Origin of the sequence: Streptomyces sp. 7-21 (genome assembly GCF_016741785.1) — a bacterium.
Classification (GTDB): Bacteria; Actinomycetota; Actinomycetes; order Streptomycetales; family Streptomycetaceae; genus Streptomyces.
In genome coordinates, this window is record NZ_JAERRL010000013.1 from 45,692 (window position 1) to 64,208 (window position 18,517).

At 74.4% G+C, this 18,517-nt stretch carries 11 protein-coding genes; 3 read left to right on the forward strand and 8 right to left on the reverse strand.

Translation table 11 applies throughout. From position 1 onward, the window contains the following. Positions 1-23: 23 nt before the first annotated feature. From JK356_RS16925 to JK356_RS16945, 5 genes are all read right to left on the reverse strand, one after another. Positions 24-731 (reverse strand): hypothetical protein, encoded by a 708-nt coding sequence (locus JK356_RS16925; RefSeq protein WP_201869033.1) that lies wholly within the window; start codon positions 729-731, stop codon positions 24-26. Next, positions 704-2,770 carry a beta-galactosidase gene (locus tag JK356_RS16930; protein WP_201869034.1) on the reverse strand — a complete coding sequence of 689 codons (2,067 nt, stop codon included), beginning with the start codon at positions 2,768-2,770 and terminating at the stop codon, positions 704-706. Before JK356_RS16930 ends, JK356_RS16925 begins: the two co-directional genes overlap by 28 nt. Before the next feature lie 108 nt (positions 2,771-2,878). After that, positions 2,879-3,820: a carbohydrate ABC transporter permease gene (locus JK356_RS16935; protein WP_201869036.1), complete on the reverse strand. Its 942-nt coding sequence runs from the start codon at positions 3,818-3,820 to the stop codon at positions 2,879-2,881. A gap of 3 nt (positions 3,821-3,823) precedes the next feature. Continuing rightward, entirely contained in the window at positions 3,824-4,876 is a 1,053-nt protein-coding gene (locus tag JK356_RS16940; RefSeq protein WP_201869037.1) for a sugar ABC transporter permease, read from the reverse strand. Between the two features lie 84 nt (positions 4,877-4,960). Then, complete coding sequence (locus JK356_RS16945) at positions 4,961-6,646, reverse strand: extracellular solute-binding protein (RefSeq protein ID WP_201869038.1); 1,686 nt, start codon at positions 6,644-6,646, stop codon at positions 4,961-4,963. 412 nt (positions 6,647-7,058) lie between these two features. Here JK356_RS16945 and JK356_RS16950 point away from each other — a divergent pair, with 412 nt between their 5' ends. Then, on the forward strand, positions 7,059-9,992 hold the full coding sequence (locus JK356_RS16950; RefSeq protein WP_201869039.1) for a glycoside hydrolase family 3 C-terminal domain-containing protein: 2,934 nt from the start codon (positions 7,059-7,061) through the stop codon (positions 9,990-9,992). Between the two features lie 11 nt (positions 9,993-10,003). After that, positions 10,004-11,110: a TRM11 family methyltransferase gene (locus JK356_RS16955; RefSeq protein ID WP_201869040.1), complete on the forward strand. Its 1,107-nt coding sequence runs from the start codon at positions 10,004-10,006 to the stop codon at positions 11,108-11,110. On the opposite strand, the gene JK356_RS16960 is transcribed toward JK356_RS16955, so the two are convergent. The 3 genes from JK356_RS16960 to JK356_RS16970 form a co-directional block, all read right to left on the reverse strand. Next, positions 11,091-12,545 carry an aldehyde dehydrogenase family protein gene (locus tag JK356_RS16960; RefSeq protein WP_201869042.1) on the reverse strand — a complete coding sequence of 485 codons (1,455 nt, stop codon included), beginning with the start codon at positions 12,543-12,545 and terminating at the stop codon, positions 11,091-11,093. The two genes, JK356_RS16955 and JK356_RS16960, sit on opposite strands and share 20 nt — an antisense overlap. Positions 12,546-12,706: 161 nt before the next feature. Then, positions 12,707-14,257: a PucR family transcriptional regulator gene (locus JK356_RS16965; RefSeq protein WP_201869043.1), complete on the reverse strand. Its 1,551-nt coding sequence runs from the start codon at positions 14,255-14,257 to the stop codon at positions 12,707-12,709. A 160-nt stretch (positions 14,258-14,417) separates the two neighbouring features. Further along, a complete protein-coding gene (locus JK356_RS16970) occupies positions 14,418-16,814 on the reverse strand; it encodes an ATP-binding protein (RefSeq protein ID WP_236671457.1) in 2,397 nt (798 codons plus the stop codon). Positions 16,815-17,070: 256 nt separating this feature from the next. On the opposite strand from JK356_RS16970, the gene JK356_RS16975 reads away from it, so the two are divergent. After that, a complete protein-coding gene (locus JK356_RS16975) occupies positions 17,071-18,405 on the forward strand; it encodes an ABC transporter ATP-binding protein (protein ID WP_201869045.1) in 1,335 nt (444 codons plus the stop codon). Positions 18,406-18,517 lie beyond the last annotated feature (112 nt).

Here is an 18,517-nt window from a genome sequence, read left to right on the forward strand (position 1 = left end):
GGGGTGCCGCGTGTGCGGCACCGTCAGTCGGCGGTGACCGTGTAGTCGTTGGTCGTGAACGTCAGGCCGCCCGGCGAGGACGTGATCTCGTAGCCGAGCTGGACGTCGCCGATGACGGTGTCCTCGCTCATCCATCCCTGCGCGGTGATCCACCCAAGGACCGGCACCACGTCGATCTCGCCCCGCGTGGAATCGCCCTGGCGCAGGAACGAGTAGACGTTGTTGCTGCCGTTGCTGCCCTGGTAGATGTCCCAGGTGTGACCGCCGAGTTCGGCGGTGCCGACCTGGGTGCCCAGCGGCCCGACCGGGCCGTGCCAGTTCACCCAGAGCATGATCTCGTGGTCGTGGTTCTCGTCCCAGATGTCGTAGGCGGTGTTGTACGCCCCGGCTTCGGGGACGGTGACGTCGTAGGTAGTCCGCAGCGTGGTGATCTCGCTGACCGGCTCGCCCACGGGCCACGTGGAGTTGGGGTAGGACTTGATGCCGCCGGTGTCGGGGTGGTCGGCGGTGACCGACCAGCTGGAGCCGGACTCGGCGCTGATGCACTGGGTTCCGGCGCCGGAGCCCCAGATGTTGTTGTAGACGATGTAGCCGTCGCCGGGCTCCCAGCTGCCCCACTGGTCGCAGCTCTGCCACGCCTGCGCGTAGGCGGTGCCGGCGGTGAGGCCGGTGGCCGTCGCCAGGGCGACGGCCGGGGCGAGGATCAGGGTGCCGAGACTCCTTCTGCGCATGTGCGGTTCTCCTTTGGTGTGGGGGTGAGAACGGCCACGCCGTGCCGGCCGAGGGTGACGCTGGCGGTCACGGCGCGGCCGGTCAGCAGGTCGGTGTGGGGGTGGTGCAGGGGAACGGTGACCTGCTGGCGCGTGTGGTTGATGAGGAACAGGGCCTCGCCCCGGCGGACGGCCTCGACGCCCAGGGGGGCCTGCGGCAGCACCGGCCCGGCCCCGGCGGCCCGCGCCGCCTCGCCGAGCAGGGCGCGCAGCGACACCGGGTCGGGGAGGGTGGAGACGTAGTAGGCGGTGCCCTTGCCCCGGCGGGCCCGGGTCAGGGCCGGGCGCCCGGCCAGCTCGCCGCCGCCGTAGCGGGCGAGGATCTCGGCGGCCGGGGCCGACGGGCCGCCGTCCGGGGCGAGTTCGAGGTCCTCGCTCCAGGCGCTGCCCGTGGCGCCGTTGTCGAGCGGCACCGTCTCGCCCGGCTGGAGCGGCCACCACTCGTGGACGGTGGCCAGACCCAGCAGCTCGCGGAGCCGGCGGTCCACGCCGCCGGGCCGCACCCGGTCGTCGCCGTCGGCGACGGCGGTGAAGAAGCCGCACACGAGGGTGCCGCCGCCGCGGACGTAGGCGGTGAGCCGGTCGAGCGCCGCGTCGGTCATCAGGTACAGCTGCGGGACGACCACCATCCGGTAGCCGTGGTAGGAGGCTTCGGGGTGGGCGAAGTCGCAGGTGAGGTTCTGCTCCCACAGCGCCCGGTGCCAGGTGGCCAGCAGCCGCGGGTAGGCGGTGGACTCATCGGAGGACGGGCGGCCGGGCTGCTCGCTGGCCCACCAGGCGTGCCAGTCGTGCAGGACGGCGACGTCGGCGGGGACGGTGGTGCCGGCCAGGCGGGGGGAGAGCGTGTGCAGCTCGTGGCCGAGTGCGCGCACGTGCTGGAATGTGCGGGAGCGCTCGCCGGCGTGCGGCAGCATCGCGGAGTGGAACTTCTCGCTGCCCTGACGGGAGGCGCGCCACTGGAAGAAGCACAGGCCGTCCGCTCCCCGGGCCAGGAACTGGTAGGACCACTGCCGCATCTGGCCTGCGGGCTTGGGGCGGTTGACGCGGCGGAAGTTGACGGCCGAGGCGGCCTGTTCCATCAGCAGCCACGGGCCGCGGGCCTGGGAGCGGGTGAGGTCGGCGACCAGGGCGCCGTGGGCGGGTCCGGCCAGGTCCGAGGGGTCCGCGGCGGGGTCCGGGTAGATGTCGACGGAGACGACGTCCTCCTCGGCGGCCCAGCGCCAGCCGTCCTGCCCGGCGAACAGCGGCATGAAGTTGGTGGTGACCGGGATGCCGGGGGTGTGGGCGGCGAGGATGTCCCGTTCGGCGGTGAAGCACTCCAGGAGGGCGTCGCTGGTGAAGCGGCGGAAGTCCAGCCGCTGCGCGGGGTTGTGCAGGTACTGGGCGCGCCGGGGCGGGATGATCTCCTCCCACGAGTCGTAGCGCTGGCTCCAGAACGCCGTGCCCCAGGCGTCGTTGAGCGCGTCGAGGGTGCGGTAGCGCGCGCGGAGCCAGGTGCGGAAGTGGCGGGCGCTGGTGTCGCAGTAGCAGACGGTGCCGTACTCGTTGTTGACGTGCCACATCCGCAGCGCCGGGTGGCCGGCGTAGCGGCGGGCCAGGTCCTCGGTGATGCGGGCGGCGTGCTCGCGGTAGACGGGCGAGGAGGCGCAGAACTGGTTGCGGGAGCCGTACCAGACGGTGGCGCCCGTCTCGTCGCGGGGCAGCGTCTCGGGGTACCTGGCGCCCAGCCAGGGCGGCGGGGAGGCCGTGGGCGTGGCCAGGCAGACGCCGATGCCCGCGTCGTGGAGCAGGCCGAGCACGGTATCGAGCCAGCCGAAGTTCCGGACGCCGGGGCGGGGTTCGAGCGTCGCCCAGGAGAAGACGCCGACGGTCGCCAGGGTGACGCCCGCCTCGCGCATCAGCCGGACGTCCTCGTGCCACACCTCCTCGGGCCACTGCTCGGGGTTGTAGTCGCCGCCGAACAGCAGTCGTCCCCGCGTGGCGTCGGTCAGTCGGGCCATCGCCGCGTCCTCCGTCCAAAGCCGTTCAGGCTCGTTCGGTCTCGTTCATCCCTGTGCGGGATCGTCCGGAGTCATCATGGCGCACCGGCCTCCCCCGCCCGGCCGGCCTCACCCCTTCACGGCGCCGATCAGCATGCCCTTCTTGAAGTGCCGCTGGACGAAGGGCGACAGGATGGCCACCGGCAGCAGCGCCATGATCATCACGGCGGTCTGCACGGCGATGCTGGGGATCTGCCCGGTGCCGATGGCCTGGGCCATGCCGGTGGGCCGCTGCTGCTGGAGCACGATCTGCTGGAGCACGTTCTGCAGCGGCAGCTTCTCCTGGTCCGTGATGTACAGGAACCCGGCGAACCAGTTGCCCCAGTAGGCGACGGCGTAGAAGAGCGAGATGACCGCGAGCACGGCGCGGGAGAGCGGGAGCACGATGGTCAGCAGGATCCGCAGCTCCCCCGCCCCGTCGATGCGGGCGCTGTCGATCAGTTCCTGGCCGACGTTCATGAAGAACGACCGCAGCACGAGGATGTTGAAGACGTTGACGGCCATGGGGAGGATGAGCGCCGCGTAGGTGTTCATCAGGCCGAGCGTCTGGATCAGCAGGTAGGTGGGGATGATGCCCGCGCCCCCGAAGAACATGGTGAGCAGCAGCGTCATCAGCAGCGGCCGGTGCCACAGCGAGCCCATGCGGGACAGGCCGTAGGCGGCCAGGACGGACACGGCCATGGAGAAGGCGGTGCCGACGACGGTGACGCCGATGGACACCCACATCGCGCGGGCGACCTGGCCGCCGCGCAGCAGCTCGCGGTAGGCGTCCAGCGTGACCCCGTCGGGCCAGACCACCAGGCCGCCGGTCTTGCTGATGGTCTCGGCGTCGGAGACGCTGGTGACGGCCACGATCCAGACCGGGAAGAGGATCGCGAGCAGGGCGATGCCGAGGATGACGCCCTTGGCGGCCAGCCCGATGGTGGTGGGCTTCTCCTCCCAGACCGGCCGCTGGCGCTTGCCCTTGTCGTCGTCGGTGTCGCGGGTGAGGACGCTGTTGACGGTGCTCATGGCTCACTGCCTCTTGTAGATTCCCTGCTCGCCCATCGCGTGGGCGACCCGGTTGGCGGCGAGCACCAGCAGCAGGCTGAAGACACCCTTGACGATGCCGATGGCAGCCGCGTAGCTGAAGTCGCCGTTGGCGATGCCCCGGTCCCAGACATAGGAGTCGAGCACCTCGGAGGCGCCCGGCCCGACCGCGTTGCGCTGGATGAGGAACTGCTCCATGCCGAGAGTGAGCATGTTGCCGACCTGGAGGACCAGCAGCAGCGCGATGACGGGGCGCAGGCCGGGGAGGGTCACGTGCCACATGCGGCGCCAGCGGTTGGCGCCGTCGACGGCGGCGGACTCGTACAGCTCGTTGTTGATCATGGACAGGGCGGCGAGGAAGACGATGATGCCCCAGCCGGCGTCCTTCCAGATCACCTGGGCGGTGACGAGCCACTTGAAGAAGCCGGGGTCGGTCATCAGGTCGAAGCCGTTGCCCCACTCGTTCTCGCGCACGAGCTGGGCGATCAGGCCGGCGCCGCCGAAGATCTGGTGGAAGACGGTGATGACCAGCACCCACGAGAAGAAGTGCGGCAGGTACAGCACCGCCTGGGCCCAGGCGCGGACCTTGCTGTGGAGGAAGCTGTTGATCAGCAGCGCCAGGGCGATGGGGACGGGGAAGTAGAAGACCAGCTGCAACGCGGAGAAGACCAGGGTGTTCTGGAGGGCGTTCCAGAAGTCGCGGTCGTCCAGCATCCGCTCGAAGTTCTCCAGCCCGATCCAGGCGCTGTTGGCCATGGAGTCGAAGAAGCCGTCGCCGGCGTAGGGGCTGTAGAACTGGAAAGCGATCACGTTCCCGGCGATCGGGACGTACGCGAAGACGACGAGCAGCACCACCGCGGGCAGCGTCATCAGGATCAGCGGGTAGTCCCGCCGCAGCTTGTGGCGGAACGTGATGCCGCCGGCGCGCCGGGGGCCGCGGCGCCGCCGGGGACGCCGGGCGGCCGGTCCGCTGCTCGCCGGCGCGCCGTCACCGCCCTTGCTCGGCAGGGGCGGGCGCGGGACCGTGCTTACGGACACGGCGGTCTCCTTGGGTTCGCAGAAGCCGGTGACGGAAGGCGGTCACGGGGCGGCGGCACGGCGGTGCCCCGGCCGGTGCCGGGGTCAGGCGTCCCCATCGGGGTCGTCCTCCTCCAGCAGGCGCTGGTACCAGTCGCGCAGCTCGTCGCCGCCGTTGCGGCGCCACTCGTCGACGGCGTTGCGCACATCGCGGATCGAGGCGCGGCCGCGGACGACGTCGTCCTCCAGCTCCTCGAAGCTGTCGGCGAGGTTGGCCAGGCGGGGAGGCTCGGCGATCTGGCGGCCCAGGAACAGCGGGTCGCGCACGAAGGGCATGTTGCGCTGCTGCCAGCCGGTCCAGTACTCGACGACCCAGGGCAGGTCCGGGTAGGCGATGGTGTGGGCGGGGGTGGCGATGAATGTGTAGGTGTCGGGGACGACGTCGCGGATGCCCGCCTCGGTGCGGACCGGCAGCCCGTCCTCGACGCGGTAGTGCTCGCCCTCGACGCCGAACAGCCGCAGCCGGTTCTCCGTGGTGCCGTATGGCGCGGCGCAGAAGTTGGCGATCTGGAGCGCCTCCCGGATCCGGTCCTCGGACAGGTTCCGGTTGAGGAAGCACCAGATGCCGGAGCCGTTGCGGTTCCACAGCACGGGGTCGCCGCCGTCGTGGGCGAAGAAGTCGAAGGCGTTCATCCGGAACTCCGGGTGGACGTCCATCTGCTGCGAGCTGGTGCCGTACCAGGAGCCGTCGCCGGTGTTGAGCACCAGCGACTCGCCCGCGGCGAAGCGCTGCATCGAGTCGCCGGTGACGGATACGGCGTCCGGGTGCACCACCTCGGCCTCGAACAGGCTGCGGGCCCACTCGAGCGCCTCCAGGTAGGCCTCGGTCTCGTAGCGGTTGACGAGCCGTCCGTTGTCGCCCAGCTCCCAGTAGCTGGGCTTGTCCGGCAGCACGCCGAACATGATGAAGGCCGTCCACTTCATGTCCTCGCACGCCCACACCCGCTGGCGGGGAGAGGTGACGTCCACCGCCCAGTCGTAGAACTCCCGGGCGCTGCGCGGCTGGGTCCAGCCGTTGGCCTCGAAGATGTCCTCACGGTAGTAGGGGACGACGCCGCCCAGGGCGGGCTGGGGCATGGGCAGGCCGCGCAAAGCGCCGCCGAAGACGGCCGAGCGCCAGGCGGCGGTGGGGATGGCGGCCAGGTTGGGGTAGTCCAGGACGGCGTCGCCGGAGAGATAGGGGCCCAGGTCGGCGAAGCGGCTGCTGATGGCCTGGTGCATCTGGCCCTCGAGCTCCCAGCCGGGGACGACCACCAGGTCGGGGATGTCGCTGCCGGCGAGGACGGCGCTGAGCCGCTCGCCGTAGGTGTTGCCGTCCAGGATCTGCCAGTCGATGCTCACGCCGATGGCCTCGTCCATCGCCGTCCAGTAGGCGTTGCCCGCCTGGGGCGCCGTCCCCCATAGCGGGGACATGACAGTGAAGCGGCCGCCGTTGCCCAGGGGCCTGGGCACCGTGGTGTCCAGCTCGCTGGCCGGCGTGAACGTCGTGAAGCCGGGGCTGGACCCGTTCTCGCTGGGGATGTCCGGCTCGACCGAGATGCTGGCCTCGCGGTAGGCGGGAAGGATCGACTCCAGTTCCGACTCGGAGACCCGGCCGCCCTCGGCGCCGCCGGAACCGCCGCCGCCACCGCAGGCGGACAGCAGCGGCACCCCGCCGGCGGTGGCCGCCGCCGCGACCGCCGCGGACGCGAGGAAGCTTCTCCGGCTGGGCCCGGAACGTGAGTTCGGCATTGCGTCAACCCTTCATGAACCCTTCATGGCTCTGCGCCGTCGCATGACCGTGGTGCGAGGTGGTCGAAGCGCTTCGATGTTGCGCCGAGGTTAAGACCCGGCCGCGGGTCGCACAACCCCCGGTTCCCAGAAAGTTGGGCGCTGCCGCGCCCGCCTCAGCTCCCCCCGCAACTGGGTCACTTCAGGGACCAACCGGCGCGTTTTCCCCCGGCGTCTTGACAGGACACCGGGGGGAAACCAGCATCGAAGCGCTTCGAACCGCGTGGCCCGCGCGTGCCGCACCCGTGTCCCTCGTGTGTGCCACCCGGGCCCGGCGCCCCCGGCGTACGCTGACCGTCCCTTCCCGGGCGTCCCGCCCGGTTTCCCGTCCCCTTTCCCGCCCGCGACCACCGCCACCCGCAAGGAACCGCACGTGAGCGCCGAACAGCTCCCCTTCCGTGACCGCCGCCTGCCCGTCGAGGAGCGGGTCGCCGACCTGCTCGGCCGGCTGACGCGCCACGAACGCGTCAGCCTGCTGCACCAGTACGCCCCGGCCATTGAGCGCCTGGGCATCCCCGCCTTCCGCACCGGCCAGGAGGCGCTGCACGGCGTGGCGTGGATGGGACGGGCCACCGTCTTCCCGCAGGCGGTCGGGCTCGGCGCCACCTGGAACGACGACCTGCTGCGCCGCGTCGGCGAGGCCACCGGGCGCGAAGTCAGGGCCATGCGCGCCCGCGAGCCGCGCGTCGGCCTCAACGTGTGGGCGCCGGTGGTGAACCTGCTGCGCCATCCGCTGTGGGGCCGCAACGAGGAGGGCTACGCCGAGGACCCGCACCTCACCGCCGCCCTGGCCACCGCCTACACCCGCGGCCTGCGCGGCGACCACCCGCACTACTGGCGCACCGCGCCCGTCCTCAAGCACTGGCTGGCGCACAACCACGAGACCCGCCGCGACACCGCCACCACCTCGGTGCGCCCCCGCGTCCTGCACGAGTACGAGCTGCCCGCCTTCCGCGGCCCGGTGCGCGGCGGCGCGGTCGCCGGCGTCATGCCCGCCTACAACCTCGTCAACGGCCGCCCCAACCACCTCTCCCCGCTGCTGCGCGAGGAGCTGCGCACCTGGACGCCGCTGCCGCTCGTCGTCTGCTCCGACGCCGCCGCGCCCAGCAACATCGCCGGCTCCCAGGGCTACTACCCCAGCCACGAGGAGGGCCTGGCCGCCGCCCTGCGCGCCGGCGTGGACAGCTTCACCGACCACGGCGAGGACTCCGCGCCCACGGTGGCCCGGCTGACCGCCGCCCTGGAGCGCGGCCTGATCAGCGAGGCCGACATCGACGCGGCGGCGGCGCGGCTGCTGGCGATGCGGTTCCGCCTGGGCGAGTTCGACCCGGACGCGGACCCGTTCGCCGCCGACGCGGCCTTCGACACCCCCGCGCACCGGGAGCTGGCGCGCGAAGCGGCGGAGCAGGCCATCGTGCTGCTGAAGAACGACGGGCTGCTGCCGCTGCGCCCCGGCGCCCGCGTCGCCGTCGTCGGGCTCCTCGCCGACGAGGTGAAGCTCGACTGGTACAGCGGCTCGCTGCTGCGCCGGGTCAGCCCGCTGGCCGGCCTGCGCGCCCACCCCTCGGTCGCGGAGGTGACCTTCGCCGAAGGCACCGACCGGGTGCGGCTGCGCACGGACGCCGGCTGGGTGACCGTCCCCCAGGCGCCGCCGGAGGCCGGCGCGGCCGACCGCGAGGAGACCGCCGCGCTCGACCCGGCGCTGCTGGCCGGGCGGACGGACCTGCCGCCGCTGCGCCTGGCCCCCGGCGGCGCCGGCGGCGCCGAGGTCGCAAGCGTGTTCGACATGGTCGACTGGGGCGGCGGCGTGCTCACCCTCCGCGCCCCCGGCGGCCGCTACCTGTCGGTGGCCCAGGACGGCCTGGTGCGTGCCTCGGCGGCGCAGCCCGGCGGCTGGGTCGTGCACGAGACCTTCCGCCTGGAGCCGCACGGCGACGGGCACCTCCTGCGTCATCTGGGCACGGACCGCCACGTCACTGCCGCCGCCGGCGTGCTGAAGGTCGCCGGCGAGGGCGAGGAGGGCACGGTCTTCACGGTCGAGTGGGCGGCGCGCGGCGAGGAAGAGGTGGCCGCCGCGGCGGCCGGGGCCGACGCCGTCATCGTCGTCGCGGGCAACGACCCGCACATCAACGGCCGCGAGACCGAGGACCGCACCACCCTGGCGCTGCCCGCGCACCAGGACCGCCTGTGGCGGGCCGCGCACGCCGCCAACCCGCGCACGGCGCTCGTCCTCGTCTCCTCCTACCCGTACGCGGTCCCCGAGGCCGACGCCGCGCTCCCGGCGCTGCTGTGGACCGCGCACGGCGGGCAGGCCGCGGGCACCGCCCTGGCGCGCGTGCTGTGCGGCGACGTCTCCCCCGCCGGCCGCCTGCCGCAGACCTGGTACGCCTCGGACGCGGACCTGCCGGGGCTGCTCGACTACGACCTGATCGCCAGCGGCAGCACGTACCTGTACTTCGGCGGCACGCCGCTGTACCCGTTCGGCCACGGCCTGAGCTACACCACGTTCGGCTACCGCGGCCTGACGGCGCGGCTCGCCGGCGGCCCCGGCGGCACCGTCGAGGCCGCGCTGACGGTCACCAACACCGGCCAGACCGCCTCCGACGAGGTCGTGCAGCTGTACGCGGCGGCCCGCGGCGACGGCCCGCCGCGCCCGCACCGCCAGCTCATCGCCCACCGCCGCGTGCACCTGGCGCCGGGCGAGTCGCGTCGGGTGACGCTGTCGGCGCCCGCGAGCGAGGCGCTGGGCATGTACGACGTGGCACACGGCCGCTGGACCGTGCCGCCGGGCCGCTACGCCATCGAGGCGGGCGCCTCCAGCGCCGACATCCGCCTCACGGCGGAGGTGACCGTGGCGGGTGACGAGCCCGCGCCCCGGCCCGTGGCGCGCGAGGGTCTGCTGGCCTGCCGGTTCGACGACAGCCGCGGCATCGCCCTGACCGACCTGTCCCGGGAGCACGGCGACGCCGTCACCCCCGCCGGGGACGAGCCGGGCGTGCTCGTCTTCCGCGGCTGCGACCTGGGCACGGGCCCGGACCAGGTCACGGTCACCGCCGCGCTGGAGGGCCCGCCGGACGGCGCTCCCGCCGGGGCACCGCGCGGCGAGGTCGTCCTCCAGGTGCCCGGCACGGACTTCCGCGCGGCCGTCCCCGTGCCCCCCACCGGCGGCCGGTACGTCTACGACGCCGTCCGCCACCCGCTGGCGGACGCGCCCGCGGGCGTGCGCGAGCTGCGCGTCACGCTGCGCGGACCGGTGCGGCTGCACCGGCTGGACTTCGCTTCGGCCCCCGGTCAGGCCACGCCGTAGACTCCGGCGGGATGAACACCTACGGCTTTCTGCTGCTCCCCTCGCACAACCGGGTCTACGCCCGCGCCGCGACCGCGCTGGCCCGCGCCGAACTGCTCGCCTTCAACGAAACGGTGCTCGGCGGGCGGCTGCGGGACGTCAGCGAGAGGGTGCTGGGCGGCGCGGAGTACGTGACGTTCCGCGCGGAGGAGCTGTCCGCGCGGGACATCGGCTTCCTGGCGAACCTGTCCGCGCTCTACGCTCTCTTCCGCCTGGAGGACGACGGCACGCGGCTGGTGCCGCTCCCGGCGGAGCGCCTGGACCGCTTCCCCAGCGACCTGGTGAGCACGCAGCGGTACGTGGGCAAGACCAACGAGGACTTCACCAAGCTGCTGCTGAACGTCACGGCGGTGGCCGCCGACCGCCCCGAGCGGCTGCTCACCGGCGGCCTGCGTGTCCTGGACCCGCTGTGCGGCCGGGGCACGACGCTGAACCAGGCGCTGATGTACGGCCTGCACGCGGCCGGGGTGGACCGGGACGGCAGGAGCTTCGAGGCGTACGAGAACTTCCTGCGCCACTGGCTGCGCGCGAGCCGGATCAAGCACCAGGCGCAGACCGCCACCGTCCGCCGCGACCGGCGGGCGCTCGGGCGGCGCTTCCACGTGACGCTCGCTGAGGACAAGGAGCGGTACAAGAAGGGCGAGCACCTGGAGGTGACCATGGTGCACGCCGACACCACCGCCAGCGGCGACTTCTTCCGCCCCGCCTCCTTCGACCTGATCGTGACCGACGCGCCCTACGGCGTGCAGCACGGCGCCCGGTCGCGCGGCGCGGAGTCCCGGCCCGCCACCAGCCGCAGCCCGCTGCCGCTGCTGCGGTCGGCGCTGCCGGTGTGGACGCGGCTGCTGCGGCGCGGCGGCGCGGTCGGCCTGTCGTGGAATACCCGCGTCGCGCGCCGCGAGGAGCTGGCGGAGCTGTTCGCCGGGCACGGCCTGGTCCCGGTGGACGCCGAGCCGTACCAGCACTTCGCCCACCGGGTGGACCAGTCGATCGTCCGGGACCTGATCGTGGCGCGGAAGCCCACGGGCGCGCAGGCCGCGCCCCGGGCCAAAGGCGCCCCTACAGCTCCAGGCCGGTGAGGACCATGACCCGCTCGTAGGTGTAGTCCTCCATCGCGTACCGCACACCCTCGCGGCCGATGCCGGAGTCCTTCACCCCGCCGTACGGCATCTGGTCGGCACGGTACGACGGCACGTCGCCCACGATGACGCCGCCGACCTCCAGCGCCCGGTGCGCCCGGAAGGCGGCCTGCACGTCGTGCGTGAACACACCCGCCTGGAGGCCGAACGCCGAGTCGTTCGCCGCGGCGAAGGCCGCCTCCTCGTTCTCGGCGCGGGTCAGGGACAGCACCGGGCCGAACACCTCCTCGCAGGCCACCTTCGCGTCGGGCGGGACGTTCTCCAGCACCGTCGGCGCGTAGCTGGCGCCGTCGCGGGTGCCGCCGGTGAGCACCCGGGCGCCGCGCGCGACCGCCTCGCTGACCCAGGTCTCCACCCGGCGGGCGGCGTCCTCGCTGATGAGCGGGCCGACGTCCGTCGCCTCGTCAGCGGGGTCGCCGGTGACGAGCGCCTCGACGGCGGCGACGACGCGGGGCACGAGGCGGTCGTAGACGGCGGCGTCGGCGATGACCCGCTGCACGGAGATGCAGGACTGCCCGGCCTGGTAGTTGGAGAACGTGGCGATGCGCTGGGCCGCCCAGTCCAGGTCGGCGTCCGAGGAGTAGTCGGCCAGGACGATCGCGGCGCCGTTGCCGCCGAGCTCGAGGGTGACCCGCTTGCGGGGCACGGCATCCCGGATCGACCAGCCGACGGGCACCGAGCCGGTGAACGACACCACCGGCAGGCGCGGGTCCGCCACGAGCGGCGCCATGGCGTCGTTGGGCACCGGCAGCACGCTCCACGCGCCGGCGGGCAGGCCGGTCTCGGCGAGCAGCTCGCCAAGCAGCAGCGCCGACAGCGGGGTGGCGGGCGCCGGTTTGAGCAGGACCGGGGCGCCGGCCGCCAGGGCGGGGGCGACCTTGTGGGCGCAGAGGTTGAGCGGGAAGTTGAACGGCGCGATGCCCAGCACCGGCCCGTACGGGAACCGGCGGGTGAGCGCCAGCCGCCCGGCGCCGCCGGGCTCGGAGTCCAGGCGCTGGGCGCTGCCGCCGTTGAAGCGGCGGGCCTCCTCGGCGGCCCAGCGGAAGACGGACACGCAGCGGCTGACCTCCACCCGCGCCCACTTGATGGGCTTGCCGTTCTCCGCGCTGATCAGGCGGGCGGTCTCCTCGGCGCGCTCGGCCAGGCGGCGGTGGACGTGGTCCAGGGCGGCGGCGCGCTCGTAGGCGGGGGTGGCGGCGAACTCCCGCGCGACGGCGGCGGCCGCGGCCACCGCCTCCTCGGTCTGCGCCGGGGTGGGCACGCTGACGGAGGCGAGGGTGCCGCCGTCCCAGGGCGAGGTGACGTCGAGGGTGCCCTCGCCGGTGGCGGGGCGCCCGGCGAGCCAGAACGGCCTCGGAGTGGTCGCTGTCGTCATCGCGGTTGGTCCCCTCGTCTCGTGACGGTGCGTGCCTTTACGGTAGGGGCCGCCGGGCTCCGCGCGTCTTGTCCGGCGCGGCGTGGTGCGCGGCCGGTTGTGGCCGTGACGGCGAACCGCCCCGCGGCGGACGGTCACGGCGGCGGCCGCGGGGCGGGGTGTCACGTCGCGCTGCTGGTCTTCAGGGCCAGCCACAGCTCCATCCGCACGTCGGGGTCGTCCAGCGAGCGGTCGAGTATCTCCTCCACCCGGCGCATCCGGTAGCGCAGCGTGTGGCGGTGCACCCCGAGGTCGGCGGCGGCCGCGTCCCACTGCCCGTGCCGCGCCAGCCAGGCCCGCAGCGAGGCCACCAGGTCGCCGCGGCCCCGGGCGTCGTGCTCGCGCAGGGCGCGCAGCGTGCCGTCGGCGTAGGCGCGCACCGCGTCGTCGGCCAGCAGGTCGATGACGGAGCCGGCCGTCACCTCGTCGTGCTCGACCAGCGGGCGGCTGCGGCGCCGCGCCACGGCCAGCGCCTCGCTGGCCTGCCGGTAGGCGGTGTCGGCCGTGGCCGGGCCGGTCGGCGCGGAGACGCCCAGCGCCAGGCCGGGGCGGTCGCCGCCGTCGGCCCGGCGGGCGTGGTCCAGGCAGGCCGCCAGGGCGGCGCCGCCGTCGGCGGCGAGCAGCACCAGCCGTTCGGCCTCGGCGGCGGCCAGCACCGGCTCGCCGGCGCGGGCGGCGGCGGCCTCCACGGCCGCGCCCAGCTCCTCCAGGGCGGCGGGGTCCTCGCCCGGGTCGGCGAGCACCACCCGCACCGGCGCGTCGAGCAGCCCGCCGTACAGCTGCCCGGCGACGGCGCGGGCGTGGTCCGGCTCGCCACTGAGCAGCATCCGCAGCACGGCGGCGCCGAGCCGGGACTCGGCCGCCTGGACGGCGCGGGAGCGCTCGGTGAGGAGCGTCAGCAGGGCGACGGCCGACTCGATGGCGTACCGCTGGCTGGTGCCGGGCGGTTCCGCGGTGCCGATGGCCAGGATGGCGCCGGGCACCGGGCCGGAGCCCAGGGACTGGAGCTCCACCCGCTCGTCGGGCAGTTCGGGCGGGGCGCAGACGGCGGTGGCGGGGGCGGTGCGCCCGGCGAGGTTCCTCACCTCGCCGGCCAGCTTCGCCGCGCGGCGCGCCGCCCAGCCGGGTGCGGCGGCCGTGACGCTCCCGGTGACGTCGTACAGGGCGGCCCAGCCGTCCGTGGCGGCGGCCAGCCGCTCCAGCAGCGCCGCGGGCCCGCCGGGGCTGAGGGCGGCCCTGGTCAGTTCGCGCTGGGCGGCGAAGCCCGCGGTGACGGAGCGGTAGCGCTCGGCGGCGAGAGCGGCCGAGACCGCCTTGCTGATGGCGATGAACGGGACGCGCGGCGCCACTTCGAGCAGCGGCAGCCCGGCCGCCCGCGCGGCCTCGACCAGCGCGGGCGGCGTGGCCGGGTGGTGGACGCCCACGCCGAAGCCGAGGCCGACGACGCCCGCCGACGCGAGCCGGGCCGTGTAGCCGCGCAGCAGCTCCTCGTCCGCGGCCGGCAGCTTCAGGCCGGTGGTCAGCAGGAGTTCGCCGCCGTCCAGGTACGGCACCGGGTCGGTCAGCTCGCTGACGTGCGCCCACCGCACGGGGACGTCCAGCGCGTCCTGGCCGCAGAGCACGCGCAGGCCCAGCGACGAGTGCCGCACAAGCGAGGCGAGCGTCGGTTGCATGGGCCACCTTGTCGATGTGTCGGTCCGGCACGGGAATGCGGACGCCACGGCGATGCGGACGTACGGCGCGTCGCCTTCACCGTACCGTCGGTGGCATATGCGAGCGGTAGCCCGGGCGCCGCTTCTCGGCCACGGCCGGGGCGCCGGGACGGCCCGGATGTCAGCCGAGCCGGACGAGCACGGGCGGGCCCGGCTCGCCGGAGACCGTGGTCAGGGACAGCACGGCGTGGCGCGGCGGCACCCGGTGCGCCAGCTCGGAGGCGGACCACCGCTCCCGTTCCACCCGGCGCACGGTGACGGATTCCGTCAGCGTGTCCTGGCCGGTGAACAGCTTCCGCACGCCGCGCACGAGGCGTTTCACCGCGCCGCCGCTGCGGTCAGGGGTGCGGGTGATGTCGGTGTCCTCGGTCCATTCGGTGCCCCAGGCGCGGGCGAAGTGCTCGGCGTCCCAGGTCGTGACCCCGGAGAACACCATGCGGCAGCCGACCGCGCCGAGCAGCCCGGAGCGCAGCGCCGCGGGCACGTCGTCCAGGGTGCGCAGGGCGAGCACGGCCCCGGCGTTGGCGGGCCGCAGCCGCGTCAGGGCCCGCACCGTGCCGGGGGTGACGGCGCCGGTGGCGTCGTCGAGCACGAGGCAGGCGAAGACCGAGCGGTCGGGCCGGGCGGTCACGGCCGAGGCGAACTGGGCGAGCAGCAGCCGGGTGAGGATGCGGCCGGCTTCGGCGTGCCCGGTGGGCGGCAGGTCCACGCGGATCCGCACCGGGTGCACCAGCGCGCCGAGGGACAGCGGCGGCGGTCCGTCCGCGGCCCCGCTGGCCCGGTCGCCGGCCCGGCCGAAGCCCGCGCGGTCGAGCAGCGCGAGCAGGTCGGCGAGGTGCGGCGCCAGGTCGTCGGGGCGCTGGGACTGCCGCTCGCGGGCGTCCAGTTCCCGCTGCTGGGCGTAGGCGCCCGCGGCGTCGAGGTCGGCGCGGAGCGTGGCCAGCGGGGCGGGCGCGCCGTCCAGCAGCGCCCGCAGCTCCCCGGCGCCGGGCAGCCGCCCGTAGGCGGCGTGGTACGGGCCGATCAGCTGCGCCAGCACGGCGGCGGCCTCGCGCGGCTCGGTGCGGGTGCCGCCGACAAGCGCCTCGGCGAGCAGGGCGGCGGCCTCGTCGGTGTCGGTGGCGCCGCCGTACAGGTCCAGCTGGTGGGTGGAGGCGGGGTCGCCGACGCGCACGATGATGTCGAAGGCGTCGTCGGGGCCGAGCGCGGCGCTGGCCGTGCCGACGGCGACGACGGCGGCCTGCCCGGTGAGCGCGTGCAGGCACAGCGCCTCGGTGACGGGCCGGATGACCCGGCCGGTCTTCCCGGCGCCGGGCGGACCGACGGCGAGCAGGGACGTGCCGAGCACCGCCGGATCCAGCGCGACGTCCTCGCCCCGGTAGACGTACGGGTTGCGCTCGTCGTCGGCGGCCCGGCCGATCCGCACCTGGCGGGTGAGCAGGTCGTGCTGGGCCGTCCGCACCGCCAGGTCGCGGTGGCCGGAGGGGTGGCAGAACGCCGCGGCGCCGTGCTCGGCGACGGCGCGGCGGAACTCCGGCAGGGCGGTGGGCCTGGCCCGCACCTCGCTCCAGGCGCGCTGGATGCGGGCGTAATCGAGGTCGCTCATCGTGCCCTCGCGCGCCTCGGCGGCCAGCCGGTCGGCGGCGTCGGGGGCGCCGGCCTCGCGCATCTCCGTGAAGTCGGCGGGACTGCCGCGGCCTTCGAGCCCGGCGGCGCGGGCGCGCGCGGCGGCGCGGCGCCAGCGCGGCGGGTGGTGCCGCCAGATGGCGCGCCAGCCGCCCAGCCAGGCGGCGAGCGCCGCCAGCAGGAGGGTGTAGACGGCGTAATAGAGGTTGTAGGAGACGGTGTAGGCGGTGGTGTCGCCGTCCTCCCACCACGAGTCGGGCACGACGGCGTACAGCGGCTCCAGCCAGAAGGTCCACACGCCGCCGAAGCTGAGCCCGAACGCCCAGGCCCCCGCGACGAGGGCGAACAGCGCGCGCTGGGTCGCGCGCCGCGGCATCGGCGCGGCGCGGTGCTCCGGCCCGCACAGCAGGCGCAGCACCGCCGGCCGCCAGCGGCGCCACAGCCGGGGCCAGTTGCCGATCCGGCCGAAGGCCCACGCCAGCAGCGCGCCGAACGCCGTGTAGTAGGCGTAGGTCGCCGACACCCACAGCGTGGTGCCGTTCCAGAAGTCGAAGGAGACCCACTCCAGCGGCCACAGCCACACCCGCACGTAGCCGTTCCAGCACAGCGACCAGACCAGCCAGCCGGTGAGCAGCGCCAGCAGGGCACCGCCGTGCAGCTCGCGGTCGCTGATCGGGTCCGGGTCCTGGGGGGGCTTGGCGACGTGGCCGGCGCGCCAGACGCCGGGGCTGGCCTCGGGGCGGGGGGTGCCCAGCCAGCGGACCAGGGGCGGCCCCTCGTCGGGCGGCGGCTGCCGGGGCGCCGGGGGCGCGCCGGGAGCGGGCGGCACGGGCGGGCCGGCGGCGGCCTGGGCCGGTCCGCCGCGCACGCCGTCGGTGCGGTCGGTGCTCATCGGTGCCATCCCCCTTGACCAGGCATGCTTCTGACGGGCGGTCGGCGGTGCAGCGCCGGGGCGCCGCCGCGGACCGGTCCGACGGCCAATCTAGCGTGAGGCCGGGCACGGCCTCCGGGCGCTGCCGCGCGGTCCGCTGTCGAATTCCCGTCGAATATGCGGCGCACCAACCTGTCCATACCCGTTCCCAAGCCACATCCGGTGCGCTACGTTCCTGCTCCACCGCTGGCTCAATGAGGACCTCGGGCGGAACGTCATGACACGCGCCATCTCACTGCGGGAAGTCACCAAGGTCTACCCGCGGAACGTCGTCGCCGTCGACCGGCTGTCCCTGGACATCGAGCCCGGCGAGTTCGTCGTGCTGCTGGGGCCTTCGGGCTGCGGGAAGTCGACGGTGCTGCGCATGATCGCGGGTCTGGAGGACATCTCCTCGGGCGAGCTGTTCCTCGACGGTGAGCTCGCCAACCACAAGCCGCCCGGAGAGCGCCAGCTGGCCATGGTGTTCCAGCACTATGCGCTCTACCCGAACATGACGAGCCGGGAGAACATCGGCTTCCCGCTGCGGATCGAGACGCCGCACGCGGACATCTCGCCGCGCGTGGGCGAGGCGGCGCGGATGCTGGGCATCGAGGACCTGCTCGACCGCTATCCGGGCCAGCTCTCCGGCGGCGAGCGGCAGCGCGTGGCGATGGGACGGGCGATCGTGCGGCGGCCGAAGACGTTCCTGCTGGACGAGCCGCTGTCAAACCTTGACGCGAAGCTGCGGAACCGGCTGCGGACGGAGATCGCCACGCTGACGCGGCATCTGGGCGTGACAACCGTGTACGTGACCCACGATCAGGCCGAGGCGATGTCGCTGGGCCACCGGGTGGCGGTGATGCGGGACGGCGTGCTCCAGCAGACCGGCACGGCGCGGGAGGTGTACCAGCTGCCGGACAACGTCTTCGTGGCGGCGTTCGTCGGCACCCCCCGGATCAACCTCCTCAAGGCCCGGGTGAACGCGCCGCTCGGCGGCCGGCTGAGCATCGACTTCGGCAAGCAGCGCCTGGTGCTGCCCGAGCCGCTGAGCCCCGACCACCAGCTGCTGCGCATCCAGATGGGCCGCGACATCACCGTCGGGCTGCGTTCGGAGGCGGCGCGCATCGGGTCCCCGGAGGAGATGCGGCCCAGCGAGGCGCTGCTGAACGGCGTCGTGGAGCACGTGGAGTTCCAGGGGCACGAGACGCTGGTGCACGTGAGCACGGGGGCGCGCCCGGCCGAGGTGGACGGCCTGGAGGGGCCGCGGCTGCCCCCGGCGGACCGGCAGCGCCGCAACCGCCGCCGCGGCGGCGGGCGGCTGGCGCGGCTGTTCGGCCGGCAGCCCGGCGCCCCGGCGGCCGGGGCGCCGGAGCGGCCGCGTGAGCTGCCGGCATCCTCGCCGGCACCCGGCCGGATCGCCGACGGGATCGTGCTGCGCGCGCCCACCGACTTCCCCTTCCGCACGGGCGAGCGGGTGCCGCTGCTGCTCGACCTGGACCAGCTCTACGTCTTCGGCGGCGACGGCCGCCGCATCTCCCCCGCCCCGTCCCGGGTCCCGACCCTGGACCGCTGAGGAGCCCGTTGCCAGGCGCGCGTCAGGCGCCCGGCCGGCGGCTACCCGCCGCGGTGGACAAAACGGGTCGGCGAGTGGGCCGTGGTGGTGCGTGCCCGCAGCGGCGGCGGGG

Excerpts from the sequence above, each read along its gene's own strand:
- JK356_RS16925 (WP_201869033.1), bottom strand. The coding sequence starts at position 731 with ATGCGCAGAAGGAGTCTCGGCACCCTGATCCTCGCCCCGGCCGTCGCC.
- JK356_RS16930 (WP_201869034.1), bottom strand. The coding sequence starts at position 2,770 with ATGGCCCGACTGACCGACGCCACGCGGGGACGACTGCTGTTCGGCGGC.
- JK356_RS16935 (WP_201869036.1), bottom strand. The coding sequence starts at position 3,820 with ATGAGCACCGTCAACAGCGTCCTCACCCGCGACACCGACGACGACAAG.
- JK356_RS16945 (WP_201869038.1), bottom strand. The coding sequence starts at position 6,646 with ATGCCGAACTCACGTTCCGGGCCCAGCCGGAGAAGCTTCCTCGCGTCC.
- JK356_RS16955 (WP_201869040.1), top strand. The coding sequence starts at position 10,004 with ATGAACACCTACGGCTTTCTGCTGCTCCCCTCGCACAACCGGGTCTAC.
- JK356_RS16960 (WP_201869042.1), bottom strand. The coding sequence starts at position 12,545 with ATGACGACAGCGACCACTCCGAGGCCGTTCTGGCTCGCCGGGCGCCCC.
- JK356_RS16965 (WP_201869043.1), bottom strand. The coding sequence starts at position 14,257 with ATGCAACCGACGCTCGCCTCGCTTGTGCGGCACTCGTCGCTGGGCCTG.
- JK356_RS16970 (WP_236671457.1), bottom strand. The coding sequence starts at position 16,814 with ATGAGCACCGACCGCACCGACGGCGTGCGCGGCGGACCGGCCCAGGCC.
- JK356_RS16975 (WP_201869045.1), top strand. The coding sequence starts at position 17,071 with ATGACACGCGCCATCTCACTGCGGGAAGTCACCAAGGTCTACCCGCGG.